Raw genomic sequence first — 24,379 nt, 5'->3', positions numbered from 1 at the left:
GTGGAACTTCGCCGCCTCGATCCTGAGGCAAACGAAGTAGGTCGGCGCATGCCCGAGCAGCGCCAACTCACTACAAATCAACGACTTGAGTCAAGGATTCGCGCACTCTCGAGGCCCCTCCGCGGGGCGCTCGAATAACCGTCGGAGCTTACCACAGCCCACGCCCCAGCCCAAGGCAAAGGCCCTGGCGGGGACGACCTCCAGTCGCCTCGTTCAATGCAGGCGCTTGCGGCTCATCAGGGCGGCCATGCGCTCGGCGTCGGGACGCTCGACGACGCCACGCTCGGTCACGATGGCATCGATAAGGTCCGCCGGGGTCACGTCGAATACCGGATTGTAGGCATCGACCTCGGCCGCCACCCGTCGCCCGCCGATTTCCAGCAGTTCGCGACCGTCGCGCTCTTCGATCGGGATGTCCTCGCCGCTCTCCAGGTTCATGTCGATGGTCGAACTCGGCGCCACCACCATGAAGCGCACGCCGTGGTGCATGGCGTTGACTGCCAACTGGTAGGTGCCGATCTTGTTGGCGACATCGCCATTGGCGGTGATGCGGTCGGCGCCGACGATGACCCAGGTGATGTTTTCGGTCTTCATCAGGTGCGCGGCGGCCGAATCCACGTTCAGGCTGACCGGGATGCCTTCGTTGGCCAGCTCCCAGGCGGTCAGTCGCGAGCCCTGGAGCCAGGGCCGGGTTTCGTCGGCGTAGATGCGATTGACCAGGCCTTCCAGGTGCGCGGCGCGGATCACCCCCAGCGCGGTGCCGAACCCGCCGGTCGCCAGGGCGCCGGTATTGCAGTGGGTGAGGATGTTCTGCGGGCTGCCTTGCTGCTTGCGGATCAGCTCCATGCCCAACTGGGCCATGGTCAGGTTGGCCTCGCGGTCGCTTTCATGGATGGAGATCGCCTCGGCTTCCAGCACCGCCAGCGGCTGGTCGCCCTCTTTCATTCGCTCCAGACGGTCGCGCATGCGGTTCAGCGCCCAGAACAGGTTGACCGCCGTGGGTCGCGAGTCGGCCAGCAGGCGGAAGTCCTCCTCCAGCGCGGCGCGCCAGTCGCCGCCCTGCGCCAGGCGCGCGCGGGCGCCAAGGACGATGCCGTAGGCGGCGCTGATGCCGATGGCCGGCGCGCCGCGCACAACCATATCGCGAATGGCCTTGGCCACCTCGGCCGCCGACTCATGTTCGAGCCAGACCTCCTCCTGGGGCAGCAGGCGCTGATCCAGCAACCGCAGCGTACCGTCCCGCCACTCGATCGCCTTGACCCGCTCGGCCGCCAGCAGTCGCTCTCGCATGCACACACCTCTCGCTGAATCAGGGAAAAGCTGCGGATTATAACGAGCCCCAGCCGCGGACGCTCGGGTATACTTCCGGCTTCCCGCTCTGCGCCCAGGATGCGCCGCCATGCCCAACGTCCGTAACCCCTTCGACCTCCTCCTGCTGCCGACCTGGATCGTCCCCGTGGAGCCCGCCGGGGTGGTGCTGCGCGACCACGCGCTGGGCATCCGCGACGGCCAGATCGCCCTGGTCGCGCCGCGCGAGCAGGCCATGCGCCATGGCGCCACGGAAATCCGCGAATTGCCCGGCATGCTGCTCGCCCCCGGCCTGGTCAACGCCCACGGCCATTCGGCGATGAGTCTGTTCCGCGGTCTCGCCGACGACCTGCCGCTGATGACCTGGCTGCAGGACCACATCTGGCCGGCCGAAGGCCAATGGGTCAGCGAGGATTTCATCCGCGACGGCACGGAGCTGGCCATCGCCGAACAGGTAAAGGGCGGCATCACCTGTTTCTCCGACATGTACTTCTATCCACAGGCCATCTGCGGCGTGGTCCATGACAGCGGGGTCCGCGCCCAGGTGGCGATCCCGGTACTGGACTTCCCGATCCCCGGCGCCCGCGACAGCGCCGAGGCGATCCGCCAGGGCATGGCGCTGTTCGACGACCTCAAGCACCACCCGCGCATCCGCATCGCCTTCGGCCCGCACGCCCCTTATACGGTGAGCGACGACAAGCTGGAGCAGATCCTGGTGCTCACCGAGGAACTCGACGCCAGCATCCAGATGCACGTCCACGAGACCGCCTTCGAGGTGGAGCAGGCCACGGAGCGCAACGGCGAGCGCCCGCTGGCCCGCCTGCACCGCCTCGGCCTGCTCGGCCCACGCTTCCAGGCGGTGCACATGACCCAGGTGGACGACGACGACCTGGCGATGCTGGTGGAAACCAACAGTTCGGTGATCCACTGCCCGGAATCCAACCTCAAGCTGGCCAGCGGCTTCTGCCCGGTGGAAAAGCTCTGGCAGGCCGGGGTCAACGTAGCCATCGGCACCGACGGCGCGGCGAGCAACAACGACCTCGACCTGCTCGGCGAGACCCGCACCGCGGCGCTGCTGGCCAAGGCCGTGTACGGCCAGGCCACCGCCCTCGACGCCCACCGCGCGCTGCGCATGGCCACCCTGAACGGCGCCCGCGCGCTTGGCCTGGAGCGCCTGATCGGCTCCCTGGAAACCGGCAAGGCCGCCGACCTGGTGGCCTTCGATCTGTCCGGCCTGGCCCAGCAACCGGTCTACGACCCGGTTTCGCAACTTATCTATGCCAGCGGCCGCGACTGCGTGCGGCACGTCTGGGTCGGCGGCAGGCAACTCCTCGACGACGGCCGCCTGCTCCGTCACGACGAACAGCGTCTGATCGCCAGGGCCCGCGAATGGGGGGCGAAGATCGCCGCCAGCGACAGGTCCTGAACCGCGGCGGGCCGGCCCGCTGCGACAAACTGACATAGGAAGGCGAACCGCCGCCGGCCCCATCCCTCCGCCAAAGCTGGCAACATGAAGGATTGGATTCCGCCGCCGCGGCCCTTCCCCCAAAGGCTTCACTCTTCAACGGGAACGATTATGAGCAACGTCGACCACGCCGAGATCGCCAAATTCGAGGCACTGGCCCATCGCTGGTGGGACCGCGAGAGCGAGTTCAAGCCACTCCACGACATCAACCCGCTGCGCGTCAACTGGATCGACGAGCGCGCCGGCCTGGCCGGCAAGAAGGTGCTCGACATCGGTTGCGGCGGCGGCATCCTCAGCGAAGCCATGGCCCAGCGCGGCGCCAGCGTCACCGGCATCGACATGGGCGAAGCGCCGCTCGCGGTGGCGCGCCTGCACCAGCTGGAATCCGGCGTCGCCGTCGACTACCGGCAGATCACCGCCGAGCAGATGGCCGAGGAAATGCCCGGGCAATTCGACGTGGTCACCTGCCTGGAGATGCTCGAACACGTGCCGGACCCGGCCTCGGTGATCCGCGCCTGCCACCGCCTGGTCAAGCCGGGCGGACAGGTATTCCTCTCGACCATCAACCGCAATCCCAAGGCCTACCTGTTCGCGGTGATCGGCGCGGAATACATCCTCCAGTTGCTGCCGCGCGGGACCCACGATTTCCGCAAGTTCATCCGTCCGTCGGAACTCGGCGCCTGGTCGCGCGAGGCCGGTCTCGAGGTCAAGGACATCATCGGCCTGACCTACAACCCGCTGACCAAGCACTACAAGCTGGCCAACGACGTCGACGTCAACTACATGGTCCAGACCCAGCGGGAGGCGTGAAGCGCATGCGGCTCAAAGCGGTACTGTTCGACATGGATGGCACCCTGCTCGACACGGCGCCGGACTTCATCGCCATCACCCAGGCCATGCGTGCCGCCCACGGCCTGCCGCCGGTGGACGAGCAACGGGTGCGCGACGTGGTCTCCGGCGGCGCGCGCGCGATGGTTGCCGCGGCCTTCGGCCTGTCGCTGGACAGCCCGGAACTGGAACCCCTGCGCCAGGAGTTCCTCGACCGCTACCAGGAGCATTGCGCGGTTCTCAGCCGGCCCTACGACGGCATCCCCGAACTGCTCGCGGCGATCGAGAAAGCCGGGTTGATCTGGGGCGTGGTGACCAACAAGCCGGTGCGCTTCGCCGAGCCGATCATGCAGCGCCTGGGCTACGCTGAGCGTTCCAGGGTGCTGGTCTGTCCGGACCACGTGACCCGCAGCAAGCCCGATCCCGAGCCGCTGCTACTGGCCTGTAGCCAGCTCGGCATCGATCCGTCGAGGGTGCTGTTCATCGGCGACGACCTGCGCGACATCGAATCCGGCCGCGACGCCGGGACCAAGACCGCGGCGGTGCGCTACGGCTACATCCACCCTGAAGACAACCCCGCGCACTGGGGCGCCGACGTGATCGTCGACCACCCGCGCGAACTCATCGACGTTCTCGACCGCGCGCTCTGCGACTGCTGATCCGCAGCGCCGCCGACAGACAACGACCCGCCGCCAGGCGGGTCATGCATTCAAAGGATTCGACATGTTCCAGTACTCCGCCCGCCCCGACCTGCTGAAAGACCGCGTGATCCTGGTCACCGGCGCCGGCCGCGGCATCGGCGCCGCCGCCGCCAAGACCTTCGCCGCCCACGGCGCCACCGTGCTGCTGCTGGGCAAGACCGAGGAGTACCTGAACGAGGTCTACGACGCCATCGAGGCCGCCGGCCATCCGCAGGCCGCCGTGATCCCGTTCAACCTGGAGACCGCCCAGCCGCACCAGTTCGAGGAACTGGCGGCAACCCTGGAGAACGAGTTCGGCCGCATCGACGGCCTGCTGCACAACGCTTCGATCCTCGGTCCGCGCTCGCCGATGCAGCAGATTTCCGGGGAGAACTTCATGCGCGTGATGCAGGTGAACGTCAATGCCATGTTCATGCTGACCACCGCCATGCTGCCGCTGATGAAGCTCTCCAGCGACGCCTCGATCATCTTCACCTCGAGCAGCGTGGGCCGGAAGGGCCGCGCCTACTGGGGCGCCTATTCGGTATCGAAGTTCGCCACCGAGGGCCTGATGCAGACCCTTGCCGACGAACTCGACGGTACCAGCGCGATCCGCGCCAACAGCGTCAACCCCGGCGCCACCCGCACCAGCATGCGCGCCCTCGCCTACCCTGGGGAAAACCCGCTGAACAACCCCACCGGCGAGGAGATCATGCCGGTCTACCTGTACCTCATGGGGCCGGACAGCGCCGGCGTCAACGGCCAGGCCTTCGACGCCCAGTGATTCCCCGGCAGCCTCGCCGCCCGGCGAGGCTGCCCTGTCCTTCCCTCTTCCCGTCCGGAACTTCCCATTCTTTTTGCATATTTTTCCCACTGAGTGGGAAAGTGGTTTCATTTACCGGGAAATCGCCTTCACCCTGTGGGTCAAGGAGTTCCCATGTCGAAGCATTCCCCCACCGATCGCCTGCTGCAGATCCTCATTGCCCTCGGCCAGGCGCCCGAAGCCCTGTCTGCCAAGGAGCTGTCGCTGACCCTGGAGCAGCCGCTGAGCAGCACCTACCGGCACCTGAAGACCCTGTTGCGCTGGGGCCTGGCCGAAGAACAGGCCGGCCAGGGCCGCTACCTGCCCGGCCCGGCCTGCCTGCAACTGGCGAAGAAATTCGATCGCGAGGCCTCGCTGATCGGTCTCGCCAAACCGGAACTCAAGCGCCTGGCCGACCTGAGCCAGGAGAGCGTGGCGCTGATGGTGGCCAGCAACCAGCAGGCGATCTGCCTGGAACTGTTCGACAGTCCGCAGCCGCTGCGCTGCTGCTACCAGAAAGGGCTGGCGCAGCCGCTGTTGCATGGCGCCTCGGCCAAAGCCCTGCTGGCGCACCTGGAGGACGGACGGCGCGAGGAGCTGTACCTCGCCCAGGAACTCTCCGCCGAGCGTATCGACAAGCTGGAGCAGGAACTCCGGCTGATCCGCGAACAGGGCTACGCCGTCAGCCAGGGCGAGATCGACGAAGGCGTCTGGGGCATCAGCGTACCGCTGCTGGACAGCCGCCAGCGCCTGCACGGCGCCCTCAGCCTGATGGCCCCCGCCTTGCGCGCCCAGTCGCGCAGCGAACGCTTGCGGCAATGGACCCTCGACGCCGCCGCGCGACTTTCCGCGCGGCTGGACTGACCAACAGGAGTTTCGATGTACCCCGCCCCCGACATGAGCCTCTGGCAAGGCCGGATCGATAGCCAGGAAGGCGCCGACGCGCGGCGCTGGCACCAATGGATGCGCCCCTACGCAGACGACGCCGAAGCGGCCAGCGTGCTGCTCGGGTTCGCCAGCGACGAAGGCGTGCGCCGCAACCAGGGTCGCCAGGGCGCGCGCCACGGACCGCCAGCCTTGCGTCGCGCGCTGGCCAACCTGGCCTGGCACGGCGAGCAAGCGATCTACGATGCCGGCGACATCGTCGCCGGCGACGATCTGGAAGCCGCCCAGGAATGCTACGCGCAACGCGTCGCCGACCTGCTCGCGCGCGGCCACCGGGTGGTCGGCCTGGGCGGCGGCCACGAAATCGCCTACGCCAGCTTCGCCGGCCTCGCCCGCCACTTGAGTCGGCATGAGCGCCTGCCGCGCATCGGTATCCTCAATTTCGACGCGCATTTCGACCTGCGCCACGCCGAACGGGCCAGCTCCGGCACGCCGTTCCGCCAGATCGCCGAACTCTGCCAGGCCAGCGACTGGCCGTTCGCCTACTGCTGCCTGGGCATCAGCCGCCTGAGCAACACCGCGGCGCTGTTCGACCAGGCCCAGCGCCTGGGTGTGCGCTACCTGCTGGACCGCCAGTTGCAGCCATGGAACCTGGAACGCAGCGAAGCCTTCCTCGACAGCTTCCTGCAATCCGTCGACCACCTCTACCTGACCGTTTGCCTCGACGTGCTCCCGGCCGCCCAGGCGCCCGGCGTCAGCGCGCCCTCGGCGCACGGCGTGGAGATGCCGGTGGTGGAGCACCTGGTCCGCCGCGCCAAGGCCAGCGGCAAGCTGCGCCTGGCCGACATCGCCGAACTCAACCCGCAACTCGATAGCGACCAGCGCACCGCCCGGATCGCCGCGCGCCTGGTCGACAGCCTGGTCAACTGATCGCCCTTTCGCCCACACAACAACAATAGAGCCACGCCATGCCGACATTGCACCTGGACGCCCTGTCCACCACCGCCCTCGCCCTGCTCCTGCTCGCCCTCGGCAGCCAATTGAAGAAGCGCAGCCGCTGGCTGACACGTCTGTGCGTACCGTCGCCGGTGATCGCCGGCTTCGGCTTCGCCTTCCTGGTCTGGCTGCTCAGGGATCGCGGCTGGCTCGACATCGGCCTCGACACCAGCATGCAGACGCCCCTGATGGTGGCGTTCTTCACCACCGTCGGCCTCGGTGGCAGCCTCGGCCTGCTGCGCAAGGGCGGCAAGACCCTGCTGGTCTACCTGTCGGCCTGCTGGGCGCTGGCGATACTGCAGAACCTGATCGGCGTCGGCAGCGCCGGACTGCTCGGCCTCGACCCGTTGCTCGGGATCATGGCCGGCGCGGTGTCGCTGGAAGGCGGCTTCGGCGCGGCGGCGGCCTTCGGCCCGGTTGCGGAAGGGCTCGGCGCCCAGGGCGCGACCACCGTGGCGCTGGCCTCGGCCACCTTCGGCATGGTCGCTGGCGGGCTGCTCGGCAGCCCGGTGGCGCGCTGGCTGATCGAACGCAACCGCCTGCCGGTGCAGGCGGAAAGCGACAATCGGCTGGAAGCCCTCGGCCAGCAGGAGCGACGCCAGCATGCGGCGGCCACGCTGGACGGCAATCTCCTGCTGCGCCTGCTGACCTGCGTGCTGCTGGTGATGGTGCTCGGCTTCTGGCTCGGCGACGCGCTCGAGGAACGCCTGGGCCTGGTGCTGCCCAGTTATGTCGGGGCGATGTTCATCGCCATCGTCCTGCGCAACCTCGACGACCGTCTCGGCTGGCTGCGCATTCCGGACCACGCCGTCGGCACCCTGGGCGACGTCTGCCTGGGCATCTTCCTGACCATGGCGATGATGAGCCTGAAGTTCTGGGAGCTGGAGAACCTCGGCCTGCCGCTGCTCGGCGTACTGTTCATCCAGGTCGCGGTGCTGTTGCTGCTGACGATCTTCGTGCTGTTCCGCCTGCTCGGCCGCAACTACGACGCCGCGGTGCTCTGCGCCGGCTTCCTCGGCCACGGCCTGGGCGCCACGCCCAACGCGGTGGCCAACATGGGCGCGGTCTGCGAGCACTATCGGGTGTTCTCGCACAAGGCCTTCATCATCGTGCCCCTGTGCGGCGCGGTACTGATCGATCTCGTCGCCATCCCGGCGATCACCTGGTTCATCAACGCCTTCAGTTGAACCATGGCGGCGCTCCGCTAGCGGAGCGCCAGCTTTCCGACGAGCGCCTCGGCCACTCGCCAGCAAACGCCATTATTCCGTCGAAATCTCTCCGAAATTCCTACAGAATGTGGAAACCATTCCTAGGAAAACCTGTCTGTGCCTCTGATTTCTCCGTTCTTCAGTTGGCTGGCACGAAACTCGCCTTAGCCCTACTGTCGCCGTCTTTCGCGCCAGAGGTTCCGCGCATGGCTCCTCCCAAGCAGTCCAATACCATCGATTTCGACGCCGCCAAGCAGAAGCGCGGCCCCCAGCCCGGTGGCAACGCCAGCGGGCCGCGCGCCAGCAACCTGACGGAGTTGCGCCAGCAACTGACCCTACAGTTGCAGAGCAGCCTGGAGGCGGAGCGGATTCTCGGCCTGTTCTTCGAGGAAGTCCGCCAACTGATCCCGCTGGATGCCCTTGGCTACCGCCATCCGGGCTCCGACCTGCGCCTGGAGTTCGGCAGCAGCGCCAAGCATTCGGTGAGCTATCGCCTGAGCCATGACAGCGACTACCTCGGCGAACTGATCTTCCGTCGCCGCCAGCGCCTCGGCGAAGACGAACAACGGCAACTGGAGAGCCTGCTCGGCACCCTGCTGTTCCCGCTGCGCAACGCCCTGCTCTATCGCGCCGCGATCCAGACCGCCCTGCGCGACGCCCTGACCGGCACCGGCAACCGCATCGCCATGGACCAGGCGCTCGGCCGCGAACTGGAGCTGGCCCGGCGCAACCTGCAACCGCTCTCGGTGCTGATGCTCGATATCGACCACTTCAAGCGGGTCAACGACCACTACGGTCACGCGGTCGGCGACGAAGCCCTCAAGGCCGTGGCGGAAACCATCAAGGACCACCTGCGCAATGTCGACATGGTGTTCCGCTTCGGCGGCGAGGAATTCCTCGTCCTGCTGTCCAGCACGCCACTGCAGGCTGCCTGCATGGTCGGCGAACGCCTGCGCCAGGCGGTGGAGGAACTGGACTACCGGCACGCCGGCGAACCGCTGAAGCTGTCGATCAGCCTCGGTTGCGCCGACCTGCGGCCCGGCGAAGGCAGCGACGACCTGCTGCGACGGGTCGACGAGGCGCTCTACGAAGCCAAGCGCGACGGCCGCAACCGCCTGCGCTGCGCCTGAGGCTTGCCGACTCGCACCCCCCGAAGCGCGGAGCGGGCGCATCGGGCGACGGCAGTAGCAACGGCTCTCACCGGCGCAGTCACGGCTTCCGCCAAGGTCCTGCCTCTTATGGCTGCGCCGGCTCGTCCGGGCCGCCATAGGCCTGGCGCAAGCGGACGCGCTTCTCCAGCAGCCAGCCGCTGGTTTCCTTGCCGTCTCGAGCCACGTACATGACGTTCAGCCACTCGCCGCTCGGCTTGTAGACAGTGATGAAGTCGCCGGAAATCACGAAGACCCCGGTGACACAGTCGGCACGCGGCGCGCTGTGGAAATAGGCGCGCCCCTTGTCGATCACCTCGCCCTCCAGCGGCGGACGGAAGTTGTCCTCGGGGCCGGCCGTCGCCTCGCCAAGGCTTGCGCAGCTCTGCGCCGGCATCGCCGCATCCGCGGCCAGCCCGGCGACGCTCCATAGCATGCAGAGCGCGATAGCCAGGATCCTGTGCATTTCACCCCCTCCTTGTGTGCGGGCGACCATTAGACACCGATTCCCAGGCATGAAAAAGGCCCCCGAAGGGGCCTTTCCAGGGCGCTTTCCGCTCAGCGGCGGAAGCCCGGACGCATACCGTCGCCGGCCGGTTTCGGCCGCCGCTTGACCTGCGGCTTGCGGGCCGCCGGCTTGTCGCCCGGCGCGCTGGCCGGACGCTCGTCGCGCGGCTTGCTCGGGTGCGGCTTGCGGTTGCTCTCGCGGGGCCGCTCGGCAACCGGAGTGCCCTGCTCGCGCCCCTTGCGCTCGGCGCTCGGCTGCGGACCGCGCGCGGGACGCGAAGCCGGCGCGCGACGAGCGGCATTTTCGCCGTCCTCGCGCCGCGGCGCACGCTTGCGCCCGGCTTCCGGACGCTCGCTGCGCGCCAGCGGACGGGCCTGCTTGCGCTGCTGGCGTTCGGCCTTCTCGCGCGCCTTGGTGGTCATGCCCGGCAGGGCCACTGGCTTGAGGCCGACTTCCTCGCTGAGGATGTCGATCTCGCGCTGGTCCATTTCGCGGTAGCGGCCCATGGTCAGCTCGGAGGTCAGGAACACCGGGCCGAAACGCACCCGCTTGAGGCGGCTGACCACCAACCCCTGGGATTCCCACAACCGGCGCACCTCGCGGTTGCGGCCCTCCATCACTACGCAGTGGTACCAGTGGTTGAAGCCTTCGCCGCCCGGCGCCTGCTGGATATCGCTGAACTTGGCCGGGCCGTCCTCGAGCATCACGCCGTTGAGCAGGCGCTCGATCATCTCTTCGGTGACCTCGCCGCGCACCCGTACCGCGTATTCACGGTCCATCTCATAGGAAGGATGCATCAGGCGGTTGGCCAGTTCGCCATCGGTGGTGAACAGCAGCAGGCCGGTGGTGTTGATGTCCAGGCGACCGACATTGATCCAGCGACCGGTGCGCAGGCGCGGCAGGCGGTCGAAGATGGTCGGGCGGCCTTCCGGATCGTCGCGGGTGCAGACCTCGCCTTCCGGCTTGTTGTAGATCAGCACGCGACGGACACTCTCGGCGGCCTCTTCGCGGCGGATCAGGTGGCCATCGACGGTGATCGCATCGTGGCTGTCGACCCGCTGGCCGAGGCTGGCCACGCTGCCATTGACGTTGACCCGGCCTTCGGCGATCCACACTTCTACGTCGCGCCGGGAACCGACGCCGAGACGGGCGAGGACTTTCTGCAATTTTTCCCCGACCGGTACGTGGGGATTCTCTGGGGTATCGTTCATCTGGGCACCTCCCGGTGTGGCTGGCAACGAATCGAAGGGCGCGCATCATACGCGCTTCGTCAGGACAAAGCACCGTCCCCGGGCGGAAACCCGGACAATCCCGCTAGACTAGGCCGGGTTCACCCACCCCGCCACCCGGAGGCCCCGGTGCACGATGTCCCTCCCTTCAGCGGCGCCAAGCTGGCGCTGTTCTATGGCGACCACCTGGTCGTCTACAAACGCGACGAAAAACCCGGCATTCCCTTCCCCGGCTACTGGGACTTTCCCGGCGGCGGCCGTGAGGGCCTGGAGACGCCTGCCGAATGCGCCCTGCGCGAACTCGAGGAAGAGTTCTCCATCCGCCTGGAAGAACCTCGTATCGAATGGCAGCGACAGTATCCGAGCACCAGCGGCAGCGCGCCCTTCGCCTACTTCCTGGTGGCGCGCCTGGAGGACCGCGAGTTCGAGGCCATCCGCTTCGGCGACGAAGGACAATACTGGCGATTGATGGAGGTGGACGCCTACCTCGCGCATGCCATGGCCGTACCCTACCTGCAGAGCCGGCTCGGCGACTATCTGCGGGAACGCCGGCGCATCGGCGAATAACGCCGATGACGTTAGCCGTTCCATGCCCCGGATAATCCGGACGGCATAAAAAAACCCGGCCGAAGCCGGGCATGCCCAGGCGGGCAGTCTCAGTGTCTGCGGTGCTCGGCGAAGCGCTCCAGGGCTTCGCGGCTGAGGCGCTCGACCTGGGCCCAGTCGCCGCGGTCGACCACGGCCTTGGGCAGCATCCAGGTGCCGCCGACGCACATCACGTTGGGTACCGCCAGGTAGTCGGCGAGATTGTTCAGGCTGACGCCTCCGGTGGGGCAGAAGCGGATATCGGGGAATGGTCCCGAGAACGCCTTCAGCGCCGCCGGGCCGCCGCTGACTTCGGCGGGAAACAGCTTGAAGCGGCAGTAGCCATGGCGGTAGGCGAGCATGATCTCGGAAGCGCTGGCCACGCCGGGCAACAGCGGGACTTCGCTGTCCAGGGCGAAGCGCAGCAACTCGTCGGTGCAACCCGGGGTGACCACGAAGCTCGCCCCGGCCTTTTCCGCAGCGGCGAAGGTCCGCGGGTCGAGCACGGTGCCGGCGCCGATGCGCAGGTGCGGGCGCTCCTCGCTGAGGCGCCGGATGGCGGTCAGCCCGTGCGCCGTGCGCAGGGTGATCTCCAGGGCGGTCAGGCCGCCGGCGGCGAGGGCATCGGCCATCGGCAGGATGTCCGCCTCGCGGTCGATGGTGATCACCGGGAGGATGCGCGCCTCCCGGCACAGCGTGTCGATGCGGGCGGTCTTCTGTTCAAGGTTGTGCATGGCTACAGCTCCGCCACTCAGGGGTACCAATGGATCGTCAGCGGCGCGCGGAGGAAGGCGCGAACCGGCATCCGCCGTTCGTCCTCGACCGCCAGCGCGGCGTTCAGGGTGGCCAGCTTGGACTGGCCCTGGATCGCCAGCAGCTGCACCTTCGCCGCCGCCAGCACGGCGCGCGGCAGGGTCAGGCGCTGGTGCGGCACGCTCGGCGCCCACATCGGCAGACAACGGCGCGTCCCCTGGGGATCCATCGCCAGGTCCAGGCCAGGGCTGTTCGGGAACAGCGAGGCGGTATGGCCGTCGTCGCCCATGCCGAGGACCAGCACGTCGATCGGCAATGGCAGCTCGTGCAGGTGATGGTCGGCCAGCTCGGCCGCTTCCTCCAGGCTCGCCGCCGGCTGGTAGAGGCCGATGAAGCGCGCCTTCGCCGCCTCGCCACGGAGCAGGTGGCGGCGAACCAGGCCGGCGTTGCTATCGGCATGCGACTCCGGCACCCAGCGCTCGTCGGCCAGGCTGACGGTGATCCGCGACCAGTCCAGCGGCTCCTCGCTCAAGGCTTCGAGGAAGGCCACCGGACTGCGCCCACCGGACACCACCAGCAGCGCCTGGCCCTGCTCGGCCAGCGCCGAGCGCAACCGGCCGGCGACCTCGGCGGCCAGGCCGCGGGCCTGCTCGGCGGCGCTGCCCCAGACCTGCAGGCCGACGCCGGCCGGCAGCTTCAACTCAGAAATCGCCATACCAACTCCTCCCATCGCGGGCCACCAGGGCCACCGAGGCCACCGGCCCCCAACTCCCCGCCGGATACGGCTTGGGCGCTTCGCTCAGGCGTTCCCAGCCAGCGATCAGCTGGTCGCACCACTTCCAGGCGAACTCCACCTCGTCCTTGCGCACGAACAGGTACTGGTTGCCCTGGGTGACCTCCAGCAGCAGACGCTCGTAGGCATCGGGAATCCGCGCCGCGTGGTAGGTCTCGGAAAAACTCAGTTGCAGCGGGCCGGTACGCAATTGCATGCCCTTGCCCAGGCCCTGGTCCTTGGTCATCACTTGCAGGGAGATACCTTCGTCCGGCTGCAGGCGGATGATCAGCCGGTTGCTGATCAGCGAACGCTGCTCGGGAGCGAAGATGTAGTGCGGCGGCTCCTTGAAGTGGATGACGATCTGCGACAGCTTCTGCGGCATGCGCTTGCCGGTGCGCAGGTAGAACGGCACGCCCGACCAGCGCCAGTTGCGGATATCCACGCGCAGGGCGACGAAGGTTTCCGCGTCGCTGTCGCGATTCGCATGTTCCTCCTCCAGGTAGCCCGGCACTGCCTTGCCGTCGCTGAAACCGGCGGTGTACTGCCCACGCACCACGCGCGAAGCCAGTTGTTCGGCGGGAATCGGCTCGAGGGCGCGGAGGACCTTGACCTTCTCGTCGCGAATGCTGTCCGCCGAAAGGTCGCTGGGCGGATCCATGGCGATCAGGCAGAGCAGTTGCAGCAGGTGGTTCTGCACCATGTCGCGCAGTTGCCCGGCCTGGTCGAAGTAGCCCCAGCGGCCTTCGATGCCGACCTTCTCGGCCACGGTGATCTCCACGTGGGAGATGTGGTTCTGGTTCCACTGGGTCTCGAAGAGGCTGTTGGCGAAGCGCAGGGCGATCAGGTTCTGCACCGTCTCCTTGCCCAGGTAATGGTCGATCCGGTAGATGCGGCTTTCCGGGAAGAACCGGGCGACTGCCTCGTTGACCTCGCGGGACGACTCCAGGTCATGACCGATAGGCTTCTCCAGCACCACCCGGGTGCGCTCGGCGAGACCGGCGGCGGCGAGGTTCTCGCAGATGCCGCCGAACACCGAGGCCGGCGTGGCGAAGTAGGCGACCAGCGGCAGTTCGTCATCCACCGCCTCGCGCAAGCCGACATAGGCCTGCGGGTCGAGGAAGTCCATGCTCAGGTAGTCGAGGCGTTCGCGGAAACGCTGCCAGACCGCGTCGTCCCACTCCTTCGCCGGCACTGCCAGGCGCAGGCGCTGCTCCAGCGTCGCCAGGTGTTCGGCGGGAGCGCCTTCGTCACGGGCCAGGGCCAGGACGCGGGTATCGCGGTGCAGCAGGTTCTCACGATCGAGTTGGTAGAGCGCCGGGAACAGCTTGCGCAAGGCGAGATCGCCCAGCGCACCGAACAGCGCTAACGTGCAAGGCAGAACGCGGACATCAGGCATTTGTTGTTACCAACCAAATATTGAGTGATATTGAGCCATCCACTGCGCAATTAAGACAAATATGTAGTAATTAAACAACATATTTTTCCCAGCCCGCCACGCTGTTGGTCGCATGCCGGCCTGACGTTAGGATAGGCGCCGCCGCCGGCCCTTCCCCGCCGGGCCGACAGAACACGAGGAACCCGGATGAAAAACCTGCTGGAGCAGATCCAGAGCCGCCTGGACGAACTGAACAAGGCGGAGCGCAAAGTCGCCAAGGTCATCCTGCAGAACCCGCAGCAGGCCACCCGTTTCAGCATCGCCGCCCTGGCCCAGGCGGCAGCGGTCAGCGAACCGACGGTGAACCGCTTCTGTCGCTCCTTCGGCATGAGCGGCTATCCGGAACTGAAGATCCAGCTGGCCCAGAGCCTGGCCAGCGGCGCTGCCTTCGTAACCCAGGCGGTAGCCGAGGACGACGGGCCGGAAGCCTATACGCGGAAGATCTTCAGCAACACCATCGCCTCCCTCGACAGCGCCCACAAGTTGCTCGACCCACGCGTCATCGACCGCGCCGTGGACCTGTTGATCCAGGCCCGACAGATCCACTTCTTCGGTCTCGGCGCCTCGGCCTCGGTAGCGCTCGACGCGCAGCACAAGTTCTTCCGCTTCAACCTGGCGGTGAGCGCCCAGGCCGACGTGCTGATGCAACGGATGATCGCCTCGGTGGCGCATACCGGCGACCTGTTCGTGGTGATTTCCTATACCGGACGCACCCGCGAGCTGGTGGAGGTGGCGCACCTGGCGCGGGAGAACGGCGCCTCGGTGCTCGGCCTGACCGCCGCCGGCTCGCCGCTGGCCAGGGCCAGCACCCTGTGCCTGGACATCCCGTTGCCGGAAGACACCGACATCTACATGCCGATGACTTCGCGGATCGTCCAGCTCACCGTGCTCGACGTACTGGCCACCGGAGTGACCCTGCGCCGCGGCGTGGACTTCCAGCCGCACCTGCGGCGGATCAAGGAAAGCCTGGTGCCAACCCGCTATCCCCTCGACGAGGACAACTGACCGCCCGCCTATTGCAGGCCGGCGGCGAGACTCAGGCGCATGCGTTCGCCGGGCGCCAGGATCAGCCCGCCCGGGCGGTAGCCAGCGGCGCCGATACAGAGGAAGCGTTCCGCTTCGCCCGGCTCGACCTGCTCCACCGGGCGGCTGCCGGGGTGCCAGATCACGCTGCCGGCGCTGACGTTCTTGTCGATCCGCAAGCGGCGGTTCCAGCCGCCGTCCTCCAGCACCAGCGATCCGGGATGGTAGAGCACCTGCTTGACCGCGCCGCGCGGTATCCAGGTTCCCGGAATCCGCGAAGCGCCGCGCTGGCCGCGAGCCGACTCCAGCTCCATGCCGTGCACCACCACCCGGCTCAGCGCGCCGACCCGCCAGTAGGGCTGCAGGGCGAAGCTGAACAGGCAATCGTCGTCTTCCTCATGGTAGCTGCACAGCTCCAGCTCCAGGCGCTGGCCAAGGCGCGCATCGAGGCGCACGTGCCAGTCCTCCAGGTCCAGTTGCCAGCTCACCACCACCTTGCTTTCGTCGGCGTAGGCATCCAGCAGGCGCCATTCGCGTTGCCGCGCCCAGCCCTGCTGCGGCCATTCGCTGCCGTTCGGATGGCTGCCGAACCACGGCCAGCAGACCGGGATGCCGCCGCGCACCGGCGCGCTGCTGAGGGCCGGCCATTCGCTGGCGCACCACAGCAACGGGCGTTCGCCCTGCGGCTGGAAATGCAGGAGCTGCGCCCCTTGCCGACTGAATACGGCCTGGCACAGCGGATGGTCGATCAACAGCAGATCGCGACGTTGGAAGCGTACCCAGTCGAACGGTCGCTTGGCCCGCATGGAATGAAAGAAACGCTGCAGCGGATGCTCAAGCATGTCCGATTGTCCTACCCTCTCCCCTTCCCGGAAAGCCCGGGCGTGCATCCGTGTAGTTTTACTACATTTCGCACGCAAGCCCCAAATGATCGGCACAGGAAAAGCGTAGTCGGTTTGTAACAGGCAGCCGGGAAGAGCGGTCGCCGGAAAAAAACGGCCCGCCCGAAACGCTCGGGCGGGTCCAGGCACAACACCGGAGCAGGCAACGCGACGATCAGAACACCGTCTGGATCTTGATCCCCGCCACCAGCGCGTTGTCGACCTCGTCGACCCCGCCCGGCTGCTTGATGTATTGCAGGTTCGGCCGCACCGTCAGCCAGTCGGTCACATGCACCCCGTAGTACAGCTCGGCGTTGTACTCGGTGTCCTGCAGCGGCTGGTACAGCGGGTTGTCGTAGTCGTCGATGCCGTTCACCTGGTTCACCAGGCGCTGGCGCTTCTTCACATCGTCGTTGACATGGATGCGCGCGATGCCCAGGCCGATGTCGTCCTTCGGCCGCGCGTCGAACGGCCCCTTGTAGACCACCCCGAGCTGCTGGTAGTTGTCCACCACGTTGGTCGCCTTGTCGTGGACCGTCAGGTTGGCGAACAGGCTCAACCCGCGCGAGGCATCGCCGTTGTGCGAAGTGACCTGCTGCTGCGCCACCACCCACCAGCCATGCTTGCTGCCGCGCGACTTGAAGTCGTTGCCGGTCAGCCCCTGCGGCTGGCCGTCGACGTCGTCGTAGACGTCATCGGCCTTCGCCGTGCTGTAGTAGTAACCCAGCCGGTACTCGCCCGGCAGTTGCTCGGCGCCGACCTTCGGCTGCCAGATCAGCTCCACCGGCAGCAGCGCGCCCTTGGTCCCGCTGCCGCTCATCTTGAAGCCGTTGCCGGTCTCCAGGTTCGACGGGTTCTGCTCGTAGGCGCCGACCTGCACGTACCAGTCCGGCGCGAAGTTGTACTTCACCCGCAACGCCCACTGGCTGACCGGCCAGTTGTACCAGATGCTCCCCGCCCAGTTGCCCACCTGCGAGCCGCAGAAGGCCAGGTTCTGGAAATCGCAGGGGAAGCTGTTGAAGTCCTCGCCCTCGCCGAAACGGCCGAATTTCACGTCCAGCGCGCCGTCGAAGTACTGCTGCTTGAGCCACAGCTGGGTCAGCCGCCAGGTCTGCCCGCGGCCCCAGACCTCCTGCACCGAGCTGATGTGCCCGGCACGCGGGTCGCCGATGCGGTCGTTGGAAAGGTTCTTGCCGTTGCGCTCGGTGACGGTGAACTGGAACTCGGTAGCCTTCCAGCCGAGGATCTTCTCCAGGTCCATGTGCACGCCCAGGGCGAACTGGTCGGTGTAGCGTCCTGTCTTGTCGTCGTCATAGCCGCCGTCGAGGTTGGCCGCCGCCTCGCCGACGTACTCCAGCTTGAAGTCGTAGCCCTTCTCCAGCAGCTCGGTGCGCTTGCCGCCCCAGTCGCCGAGCATCCATTTCGAGTTCGGGGAGAACGCCTCGGCGGCGTGCGCCGCGCTCCCCAAGCCCAGCGCTCCAAGGGCAAACAGGCAGCCAACGGTCCTGGCGGCCGGTCTGGTTTTCTTGTTCTTGTACATTTCCAGCGTCCTCGTGGTTGTGGTCTAGGCAGTACGAAAGGATTCAGGAGTTCTTCTGGCGATTGCCGTTCAAGGCGGTGACCTTCTCCGCCACCACGCCCGCCGTGCGCACGGCCACGCGCTCGCCGCTCTGCGCGTCGAACAGCAGGACCCGCGCGGGATCGAAGCGCAGGCTCATGCCGCTGCCCGCGGCCGGCGCGACGTCCGGCGCCAGGCGGCAACAGACCTTGACCTGGTTGACGGTGACGAAGACCAGGGTGTCCGGCCCGGTCGGTTCGAGCACCTCGACCTCGGTACGCAGGTCATGGGCAGCGCTGCCATCGCCCAGGGCGATCTGCTCCGGTCGTACGCCGAGGATCAGCTCGCGCCCCTCCTCCAGGCCGGGCTCCAGGCTCAGCGGCAGTTCGATACGGTCCTGGCCGCTATCGAGCAGGCCGGTCCAGCGTCCGTCCCGGCGCTGCAGGCGCAACGGAATGAAATTCATCGGCGGCGAACCGATGAAGCTGGCGACGAACAGGTTGGCCGGGTCGTTGTAGATCTGCTGCGGCGTGCCGAACTGCTGGATGACGCCGTCCTTCATCACCGCCACCTTGTCGCCGAGGGTCATGGCCTCGATCTGGTCGTGGGTGACATACACGGTCGTGGTCTTCAGCCGCTGGTGCATCAGCTTCAGCTCGGTGCGCATTTCCACCCGCAGCTTGGCATCGAGGTTGGACAGCGGCTCGTCGAACAGGTAGACCTTGGGCCGCCGCGCCAGCGCCCGGCCCATGGCCACCCGCTGCTGCTGGCCGCCGGAGAGCTGCGAGGGCTTGCGTTCGAGCAGGTGCTCGATCTGCAACAGCCTGGCCACCCGCGCCACCTCCTCGTCGATGGCGGCCTGGGGCATCTTGCGGATCTTCAGGCCGAAGGCGATGTTCTCGCGCACGCTCATGGTCGGGTACAGGGCGTAGGACTGGAAGACCATGGCGATGTCGCGGTCCTTGGGGCTCATGCCGCTGATGTCCTGGCCGTCCACCAGGATCGCACCGCCGGTGATGCTCTCCAGCCCGGCGATGCAGTTCATCAGGGTCGACTTGCCGCAACCCGAGGGCCCGACGAGGATCAGGAATTCGCCGGAGTCGATCTTCAGCCGGATGTCCCTGAGGGTATCCGCCAGGCCGCTGCCGTAGCTCTTGTGCAGGTTGCGCAGTTCGAGGGTTGCCATGTTTCGTTCGTCTCCGGGGTCAGCGACCCGTCTCAGCCTTTCACGGCGCCGGCGGTGAGGCCGCGCACGAAGTACTTGCCGGCCAGTACGTAGACCACCAGCGTGGGCAGCGCGGCGATCATCGCCGCGGCCATGTCGACGTTGTATTCCTTGACCCCGGTGGTGATGTTCACCAGGTTGTTCAGGGCCACGGTGATCGGTTGCGAATCGCCGCTGGCGAACACCACGCCGAACAGGAAGTCGTTCCAGATCTGGGTGAACTGCCAGATCAGGCAGACCATCACGATGGGCGTGGACATCGGCAGCAGGATGCGCAGGAAGATGGTGAAGAAGCCGGCGCCGTCCAGGCGCGCGGCCTTGACCAGGGCATCCGGGATCGCCACGAAATAGTTGCGGAAGAACAGCGTGGTGAAGGCCAGGCCGTAGATCACGTGGACCAGCACCAGGCCACTGGTGGTATTGGCCAGGCCGAGCTTGCCGAGGGTGAAGGACATCGGCAGGAGGATCACCTGGAACGGCAGGAAGCAGCCGAACAACAGCGCGCCGAAGAACAGCTGGGAACCGCGGAAGCGCCACATCGACAGCACGTAGCCGTTCAACGCGCCGATGAAGGTGGAGATCAGCACGCCGGGCACGGTGATCAGCACCGAGTTCCAGAAGAACGCGCCGACGCTGTCCCAGGCCTTGAGCCAGCCGATGACGGTGAAGGTGTCGGGCAGCGACAGCAGGTTGCCGGTGCGGATGTCGTCCGGCGTCTTGAAGCTGGTCAGCAGCATCACCAGCAGCGGCACCAGGTAAAGCGCGCAGGCGCCCCAGAGGGTCAGGTGCACGGCCAGGCGGCTGACGCTGAAGCTCGGGTTCAGGGACGCGTCACGCATGGCGCTTGCCTCGCAGTTCGGAATACAGGTAAGGCACCACGATCGCCAGTACAGCGCCGAGCATCAGCATCGCGCTCGCCGCGCCGAGCCCCATCTGGCCACGGGTGAAGGTATGCGCATACATGAACATCGCCGGCAGGTCGGAGGAATAACCCGGGCCGCCGGCGGTCATCGCCGCCACCAGGTCGAAGCTCTTGATCGCGATATGGGCGAGGATCATCAGCGCGCTGAAGAATACCGGGCGCAGGCTCGGCAGGACGATGCGCAGGTAGATGGTCGGCAGGCTCGCACCGTCGACCTGGGCGGCGCGCACGATGGCCGGGTCGACCCCGCGCAGGCCGGCGAGGAACAGCGCCATGACGAAGCCGGAGGCCTGCCACACGGCGGCGATCACCAGGCAGTAGACGACCCGCTCCGGGTCCACCAGCCAGTCGAAGCGGAAACCTTCCCAGCCCCAGTCGCGGAGCAGCTTGTCCAGGCCCAGGCCCGGATTGAGCAGCCACTTCCAGGCGGTGCCGGTGACGATCATCGACAACGCCATGGGATACAGGTAGAGGGTGCGGATGAAGCCTTCGCGGCGGATGCGCTGGTCCAGCAGCACTGCGAGGAACACTCCGAGCACCAGGCAGATGGCGATGAACGAGCCGCCGAAGAGCAGCAGGTTCTTGCTCGCCACCCACCAGCGGTCGTTGTCCCACAGGCGCTGGTACTGGCTCAGCCCGGCCCACTTGTAGCTGGGCATGAAGCGCGAGTTGGTGAAGGACAGCAGCAGCGTCCAGCCGATGTAGCCATACATGCAGAACAGCACCACGACTACGCTTGGCGCCAGCACCAGCTTCGGCAGCCAGCCTTGCAGGCGATCGAGTGGCGAGACGCGACGAGGCGCTACCGGAGCCGTGGGATAGACAGGGGAATTGGTCGCCATGCGTTTTCTCGCGTGCGAAGGAACCCACCCGTGCCGCTCGGCGGCACGGAGCCAGTCGGGAGGATCGAGCGGAGCCCAGGCCGGGCTCCGCGCCAGGGACTTACTGCGCCGCCGCCTCGATGGCGGCCGCCAGTTGCTGGGCGGCCTTCTGCGGATCCGCGGCGGGGTCGTTGAAGAAGTTGGTCACCACGTCGAAGATCGCCCCCTGCACGTAGCTGGAAGCGGCCATGCTGTGGGCCATGCTCGGCACCAGGTTGCCGTCCTGGGAAGCCTGCTTGAAGTCCTTCATCGACTGCTGGGCGCAACTGTCGAACGGCGCCATGTCGGCGTCCAGGCGAACCGGGATGGAGCCCTTGTTGAGGTTGAAGTCCTTCTGGAAGGACGGGTCGAGCACGCTGCGCGCCAGGTCTTCCTGGGCCTTGCGGTTCTCCGCGTTGCTCAGCTTGAACATCACCAGCGAGTCGATGTTGTAGTCGAAGGCTTTCTGCGTGCCGGGGAACGGCAGGCACTGGTAGTCCTTGCCCGGCACCTTGCCGGCGGCGGTGAACTCGCTCTTCGCCCAGTCGCCCATGATCTGCATCCCGGCCTTGCCGTTGATCACCATCGCCGTGGCGGCGCTCCATTCGCGACCGGCGGCGTCGGCATCGACGTAGCCGCGGAGCTTCTTCAGCGCGGCGAACACCTCGACCATCTGCGCTCCGGTGAGGGTCGCCTTGTCCTGTTCGACGAAGGCCTTGCGATAGCCTTCCGGCCCCATCTTGCTCAGCACCAGGTTCTCGAACACGGTGCCGTCCTGCCACGGTTGGCTGCCATGGGCCAGCGGCGTGAAACCGGCGGCCTTGAGCTTGTCGGCGGCGACGAACAGTTCGTCGAGGGTGGTCGGCGGGGTGGCGCCGGCCTTCTTGAACACTTCCGGGTTGATGTAGAGCCAGTTCACCCGGTGTACGTTGATCGGCACTGCTACGTAGTCACCGTCGTACTTCATGATCTGCGCCACCTGCTTCGGCAGCAGGCTGTCCCACTTGCCTTCGGCGGCCACCGCGTTGAGGTCGGCGAGCAGGCCCAGTTCGCCCCACTCCTGGATATCCGGCCCCTTGATCTGCGCCGCGGCCGGCGGATTGCCGGACACCGCGCGGGTCTTCAGCACGGTCATCGCCGCCTCGCCGCCACCGCCGGCCACGGCGAAGTCCTTCCAGGTGTGGCCCTTGGCTTCGACCAGCTTCTTCAGGGTTTCGGCGGCGCGCTTCTCGCCGGCGGAGGTCCACCAGTGCAGCACTTCGACTTCGCCGGCCTGGGCCAGCAGCGGGGAGAGACAGAGGGAGGAAAGACAGATGACGGCAGAGAGGCGACGGATCGCATTCATGAGGAAAACCTTCTTCTTGTTATTCGGAGCAAGTCTGCGCTTGCAATGCTCCGAGTCTATTCAAGCGTTCCGCGTCGCGGGTAACGAAGCGATCCGGGTTTGTCACGGAGTGGTTACATTGGGATTGAGGCAGAGCAGGAAAATCTGGACTTGAACTCGGCAAGGCGGTTTCGCGACAGAAACCTCCTACAACACGAGAATGACCTCCAGCAGCACCTCCCTGCGCGCCAGCACCTTGTCGTTCCAGAACCGCAGTACCCTGGACCCCGGCTCTCCAGCCAGGCATCGGCCGGCGAACCCACATGCTGCCCGCCATCCAGTTCGATCACCAGCATCCGCTCATGGCAGACGAAATCGACGATGTACGGCCCGAGAACCTTCTGCCGACGAAACTTCAGCCCGAGCAATCGATGCCCGCGCAAACACTGCCATAGCGCCCGCTCCGCCTCTGTCTGCGGCTGCCGCAGAACGCGGGAGAACCTCGTGCCTGCCCGCCTCGTTCAAGGGCCCGCCAAGCCAGCCCATCACTCCAGCCCCAGGCGCGGCAAGCGCAGGCTGACCCGCAGGCCGCCCTCGCGACGGTTCTGCAAACTGACTTCGCCGCCATGGGTGTGCGCGATGTTGCGCGCGATGCCCAGGCCCAGCCCGTAGCCCTGCCCTCGCGGAGACAGACGGAAGCGCGGCTCGAAGATCTGTTCCAGGCGCTGCTCGGGCACGCCGGGGCCGTCGTCGTCGACGTGCAGCACCACCGCTTCCGGCCCGTCCTCCAGGCTCAGGCGGGCGCGTTCGCCGTATTTCAGCGCATTGTCCAGCAGGTTGCCGATACAGCGCTTGAGCGCCAGGGGCTTGCCCGGATAAGGCTCCGCGGCGCGACCGACGACCTCCACCCGGCCATCGGCCAGGTAGGGCTCGGCGATGTGCTGGAGCAACAGGTTGAGGTCGACCGGCTCGACGTTCTCGTGGATATCGGTGTCCTTCACGCACTGCAGCGCGCCCTTCACCAGCAGTTCCAGCTCGTCCAGGTCGCGCCCGAACTTCTCCTGCAAGCGCTCGTCCTCGAGGAGTTCTACCCGCAGGCGCAGGCGGGTGATCGGCGTGCGCAGGTCGTGGGAGATGGCGCTGAACAACTGCCCGCGCTCGTTCAGGTAGCGGTCGATGCGCTCATGCATGGTGTTGAAGGCGCGCGCCACCTCCACCAGTTCGCTGGCGCCGCGCTCCTCCAGCGCTGCCGACGGACTGCCCAGGGCCAGGTCGCGGGCGGCGCGCGCCAGGCGCTTGAGCGGACGGCTCTGCCAATGCATCAGCAAACCGGTGAAAAGCAGCAGCAACAGGCTGGTGAAAACGATCGAGAGCACCTGCTGCGGTTGCAGTCCCTCGGGTTCCAGGCTGACGTACGGCGCCGGCATCAGGCTGGCGATGTACAGCCACTCGCTGTCGCCGATGCGGATCTGGGTCACCAGCACCGGCGGGTTCACCGGCTCCAGGGTCAGCGCGTAGTGCGCCCAGGAACGCGGCAGCTCGTCGAGCTTCAGCGCGCCGTTGAACAGGCGCAGCTCGTCGGGACTGACGAATTCGACCTGCAGCTCGACCTCCTTGCCCAGGCGTTGGTGCAACACGTCCTGGACGATCTCCAGCACCGCCTGCTTGTTCGGCGTGTCCGGCAGGGCACGCATCTCCAGCGGCCGGTCGTTCAGCGAGACGAAGAAGCGCGTACCGCCCATGCTGCGCAACTGGTCGAGCACCAGCGGACGGTAGCCGAGCGGCAGGGAACGGAAGTAGCTGACGCTGGCCGCCATCGAGTAGGCCAGGCTGCGCGAGCTGGTGAGCAGGCCCTCGCGCTGGCTGGAGCGCAGGTGCGACAGCCAGAACAGGCTGGAAAGCCCTTGCGCGACCAGCACCGCGAGCAGGGTCAGGAGCAGCATGCGCCCGAGCAGCGAGCGCGGCACCGGCGACCAGCGCC

General features: G+C 66.9%; 24 protein-coding genes. 10 read left to right on the top strand and 14 right to left on the bottom strand.

Annotation, left to right across the window (positions count from 1 at the left end; all coding sequences use genetic code 11):
- Positions 1 to 213: 213 nt before the first annotated feature.
- Positions 214 to 1,290 (bottom strand): S-methyl-5-thioribose-1-phosphate isomerase, encoded by a 1,077-nt coding sequence (gene mtnA / locus ACM0M4_RS10110; protein ID WP_003091449.1) that lies wholly within the window; start codon positions 1,288 to 1,290, stop codon positions 214 to 216.
- 109 nt (positions 1,291 to 1,399) lie between these two features.
- Between mtnA and ACM0M4_RS10105 the strand changes: the two genes are divergently transcribed.
- The 8 genes from ACM0M4_RS10105 (at position 1,400) to ACM0M4_RS10070 (ending at position 9,302) form a co-directional block, all read left to right on the top strand.
- Positions 1,400 to 2,734 carry a TRZ/ATZ family hydrolase gene (locus tag ACM0M4_RS10105; RefSeq protein ID WP_016253162.1) on the top strand — a complete coding sequence of 445 codons (1,335 nt, stop codon included), beginning with the start codon at positions 1,400 to 1,402 and terminating at the stop codon, positions 2,732 to 2,734.
- Positions 2,735 to 2,884: 150 nt separating this feature from the next.
- A complete protein-coding gene (ubiG, locus tag ACM0M4_RS10100; protein ID WP_003122245.1) occupies positions 2,885 to 3,583 on the top strand; it encodes a bifunctional 2-polyprenyl-6-hydroxyphenol methylase/3-demethylubiquinol 3-O-methyltransferase UbiG in 699 nt (232 codons plus the stop codon).
- Complete coding sequence (gene mupP, locus ACM0M4_RS10095) at positions 3,580 to 4,260, top strand: N-acetylmuramic acid 6-phosphate phosphatase MupP (protein WP_003119716.1); 681 nt, start codon at positions 3,580 to 3,582, stop codon at positions 4,258 to 4,260. The genes ubiG and mupP overlap by 4 nt, the downstream gene beginning before the upstream one ends.
- 64 nt (positions 4,261 to 4,324) lie before the next feature.
- Positions 4,325 to 5,065 carry a YciK family oxidoreductase gene (locus tag ACM0M4_RS10090; RefSeq protein ID WP_003091453.1) on the top strand — a complete coding sequence of 247 codons (741 nt, stop codon included), beginning with the start codon at positions 4,325 to 4,327 and terminating at the stop codon, positions 5,063 to 5,065.
- Positions 5,066 to 5,218: 153 nt separating this feature from the next.
- Positions 5,219 to 5,947, top strand: a complete 729-nt coding sequence (locus ACM0M4_RS10085; protein WP_003160714.1) for an IclR family transcriptional regulator — start codon at positions 5,219 to 5,221, stop codon at positions 5,945 to 5,947.
- A gap of 15 nt (positions 5,948 to 5,962) precedes the next feature.
- Positions 5,963 to 6,898: a formimidoylglutamase gene (gene hutG, locus ACM0M4_RS10080; RefSeq protein ID WP_003105932.1), complete on the top strand. Its 936-nt coding sequence runs from the start codon at positions 5,963 to 5,965 to the stop codon at positions 6,896 to 6,898.
- A 38-nt stretch (positions 6,899 to 6,936) separates the two neighbouring features.
- Entirely contained in the window at positions 6,937 to 8,151 is a 1,215-nt protein-coding gene (gene gltS / locus ACM0M4_RS10075; protein ID WP_023123092.1) for a sodium/glutamate symporter, read from the top strand.
- Positions 8,152 to 8,378: 227 nt separating this feature from the next.
- Positions 8,379 to 9,302: a GGDEF domain-containing protein gene (locus ACM0M4_RS10070; RefSeq protein ID WP_003105929.1), complete on the top strand. Its 924-nt coding sequence runs from the start codon at positions 8,379 to 8,381 to the stop codon at positions 9,300 to 9,302.
- Positions 9,303 to 9,408: 106 nt separating this feature from the next.
- Here the strand turns inward: ACM0M4_RS10070 and ACM0M4_RS10065 are convergent, their stop codons facing one another.
- Positions 9,409 to 9,786 (bottom strand): hypothetical protein, encoded by a 378-nt coding sequence (locus ACM0M4_RS10065; protein ID WP_029610769.1) that lies wholly within the window; start codon positions 9,784 to 9,786, stop codon positions 9,409 to 9,411.
- A 92-nt stretch (positions 9,787 to 9,878) separates the two neighbouring features.
- Positions 9,879 to 11,039, bottom strand: coding sequence for a 23S rRNA pseudouridine(2605) synthase RluB (rluB, locus tag ACM0M4_RS10060; RefSeq protein WP_023090437.1), 1,161 nt, complete (start codon positions 11,037 to 11,039; stop codon positions 9,879 to 9,881).
- A gap of 147 nt (positions 11,040 to 11,186) precedes the next feature.
- Here rluB and ACM0M4_RS10055 point away from each other — a divergent pair, with 147 nt between their 5' ends.
- Complete coding sequence (locus tag ACM0M4_RS10055; RefSeq protein ID WP_003107683.1) at positions 11,187 to 11,624, top strand: NUDIX hydrolase; 438 nt, start codon at positions 11,187 to 11,189, stop codon at positions 11,622 to 11,624.
- Between the two features lie 89 nt (positions 11,625 to 11,713).
- Here ACM0M4_RS10055 and ACM0M4_RS10050 read toward each other — a convergent pair whose 3' ends face one another.
- The 3 genes from ACM0M4_RS10050 to zwf are packed head-to-tail and all read right to left on the bottom strand — an operon-like array spanning position 11,714 to position 14,566.
- On the bottom strand, positions 11,714 to 12,376 hold the full coding sequence (locus tag ACM0M4_RS10050; protein WP_023118723.1) for a bifunctional 4-hydroxy-2-oxoglutarate aldolase/2-dehydro-3-deoxy-phosphogluconate aldolase: 663 nt from the start codon (positions 12,374 to 12,376) through the stop codon (positions 11,714 to 11,716).
- 17 nt (positions 12,377 to 12,393) lie between these two features.
- The gene (gene pgl, locus ACM0M4_RS10045) at positions 12,394 to 13,110 is read right to left on the bottom strand and encodes a 6-phosphogluconolactonase (RefSeq protein ID WP_003113441.1); all 717 of its coding nucleotides are present in this window, start codon (positions 13,108 to 13,110) and stop codon (positions 12,394 to 12,396) included.
- On the bottom strand, positions 13,097 to 14,566 hold the full coding sequence (gene zwf, locus ACM0M4_RS10040) for a glucose-6-phosphate dehydrogenase (protein ID WP_003091465.1): 1,470 nt from the start codon (positions 14,564 to 14,566) through the stop codon (positions 13,097 to 13,099). The genes pgl and zwf overlap by 14 nt, the downstream gene beginning before the upstream one ends.
- A 186-nt stretch (positions 14,567 to 14,752) precedes the next feature.
- Between zwf and ACM0M4_RS10035 the strand changes: the two genes are divergently transcribed.
- A complete protein-coding gene (locus ACM0M4_RS10035; protein ID WP_115288740.1) occupies positions 14,753 to 15,610 on the top strand; it encodes a MurR/RpiR family transcriptional regulator in 858 nt (285 codons plus the stop codon).
- A gap of 8 nt (positions 15,611 to 15,618) precedes the next feature.
- On the opposite strand, the gene ACM0M4_RS10030 is transcribed toward ACM0M4_RS10035, so the two are convergent.
- The 8 genes from ACM0M4_RS10030 to gtrS form a co-directional block, all read right to left on the bottom strand.
- The gene (locus tag ACM0M4_RS10030) at positions 15,619 to 16,470 is read right to left on the bottom strand and encodes a D-hexose-6-phosphate mutarotase (RefSeq protein ID WP_003112064.1); all 852 of its coding nucleotides are present in this window, start codon (positions 16,468 to 16,470) and stop codon (positions 15,619 to 15,621) included.
- Between the two features lie 214 nt (positions 16,471 to 16,684).
- Complete coding sequence (gene oprB, locus ACM0M4_RS10025; protein WP_003116413.1) at positions 16,685 to 18,049, bottom strand: carbohydrate porin OprB; 1,365 nt, start codon at positions 18,047 to 18,049, stop codon at positions 16,685 to 16,687.
- Between the two features lie 43 nt (positions 18,050 to 18,092).
- On the bottom strand, positions 18,093 to 19,253 hold the full coding sequence (locus tag ACM0M4_RS10020; protein WP_003119710.1) for an ABC transporter ATP-binding protein: 1,161 nt from the start codon (positions 19,251 to 19,253) through the stop codon (positions 18,093 to 18,095).
- A gap of 32 nt (positions 19,254 to 19,285) precedes the next feature.
- Positions 19,286 to 20,131, bottom strand: a complete 846-nt coding sequence (locus ACM0M4_RS10015; protein WP_003091470.1) for a carbohydrate ABC transporter permease — start codon at positions 20,129 to 20,131, stop codon at positions 19,286 to 19,288.
- Positions 20,124 to 21,056, bottom strand: coding sequence for a carbohydrate ABC transporter permease (locus tag ACM0M4_RS10010; RefSeq protein WP_003091471.1), 933 nt, complete (start codon positions 21,054 to 21,056; stop codon positions 20,124 to 20,126). Before ACM0M4_RS10010 ends, ACM0M4_RS10015 begins: the two co-directional genes overlap by 8 nt.
- Before the next feature lie 100 nt (positions 21,057 to 21,156).
- On the bottom strand, positions 21,157 to 22,419 hold the full coding sequence (locus tag ACM0M4_RS10005) for an ABC transporter substrate-binding protein (RefSeq protein WP_003091472.1): 1,263 nt from the start codon (positions 22,417 to 22,419) through the stop codon (positions 21,157 to 21,159).
- 113 nt (positions 22,420 to 22,532) lie between these two features.
- Complete coding sequence (locus ACM0M4_RS10000) at positions 22,533 to 22,886, bottom strand: endonuclease domain-containing protein (RefSeq protein WP_305954495.1); 354 nt, start codon at positions 22,884 to 22,886, stop codon at positions 22,533 to 22,535.
- 57 nt (positions 22,887 to 22,943) lie between these two features.
- Positions 22,944 to 24,365: a two-component system sensor histidine kinase GtrS gene (gtrS, locus tag ACM0M4_RS09995; RefSeq protein WP_003130488.1), complete on the bottom strand. Its 1,422-nt coding sequence runs from the start codon at positions 24,363 to 24,365 to the stop codon at positions 22,944 to 22,946.
- Between the last annotated feature and the right edge of the window lie 14 nt (positions 24,366 to 24,379).

Origin of the sequence: Pseudomonas sp. 18-147, from assembly GCF_051048045.1 — a bacterium.
GTDB lineage: Bacteria > Pseudomonadota > Gammaproteobacteria > Pseudomonadales > Pseudomonadaceae > Pseudomonas > Pseudomonas aeruginosa.
Note: the sequence above shows the minus strand (reverse complement) of the source record. Positions and strands in the feature narration are given on the sequence as shown.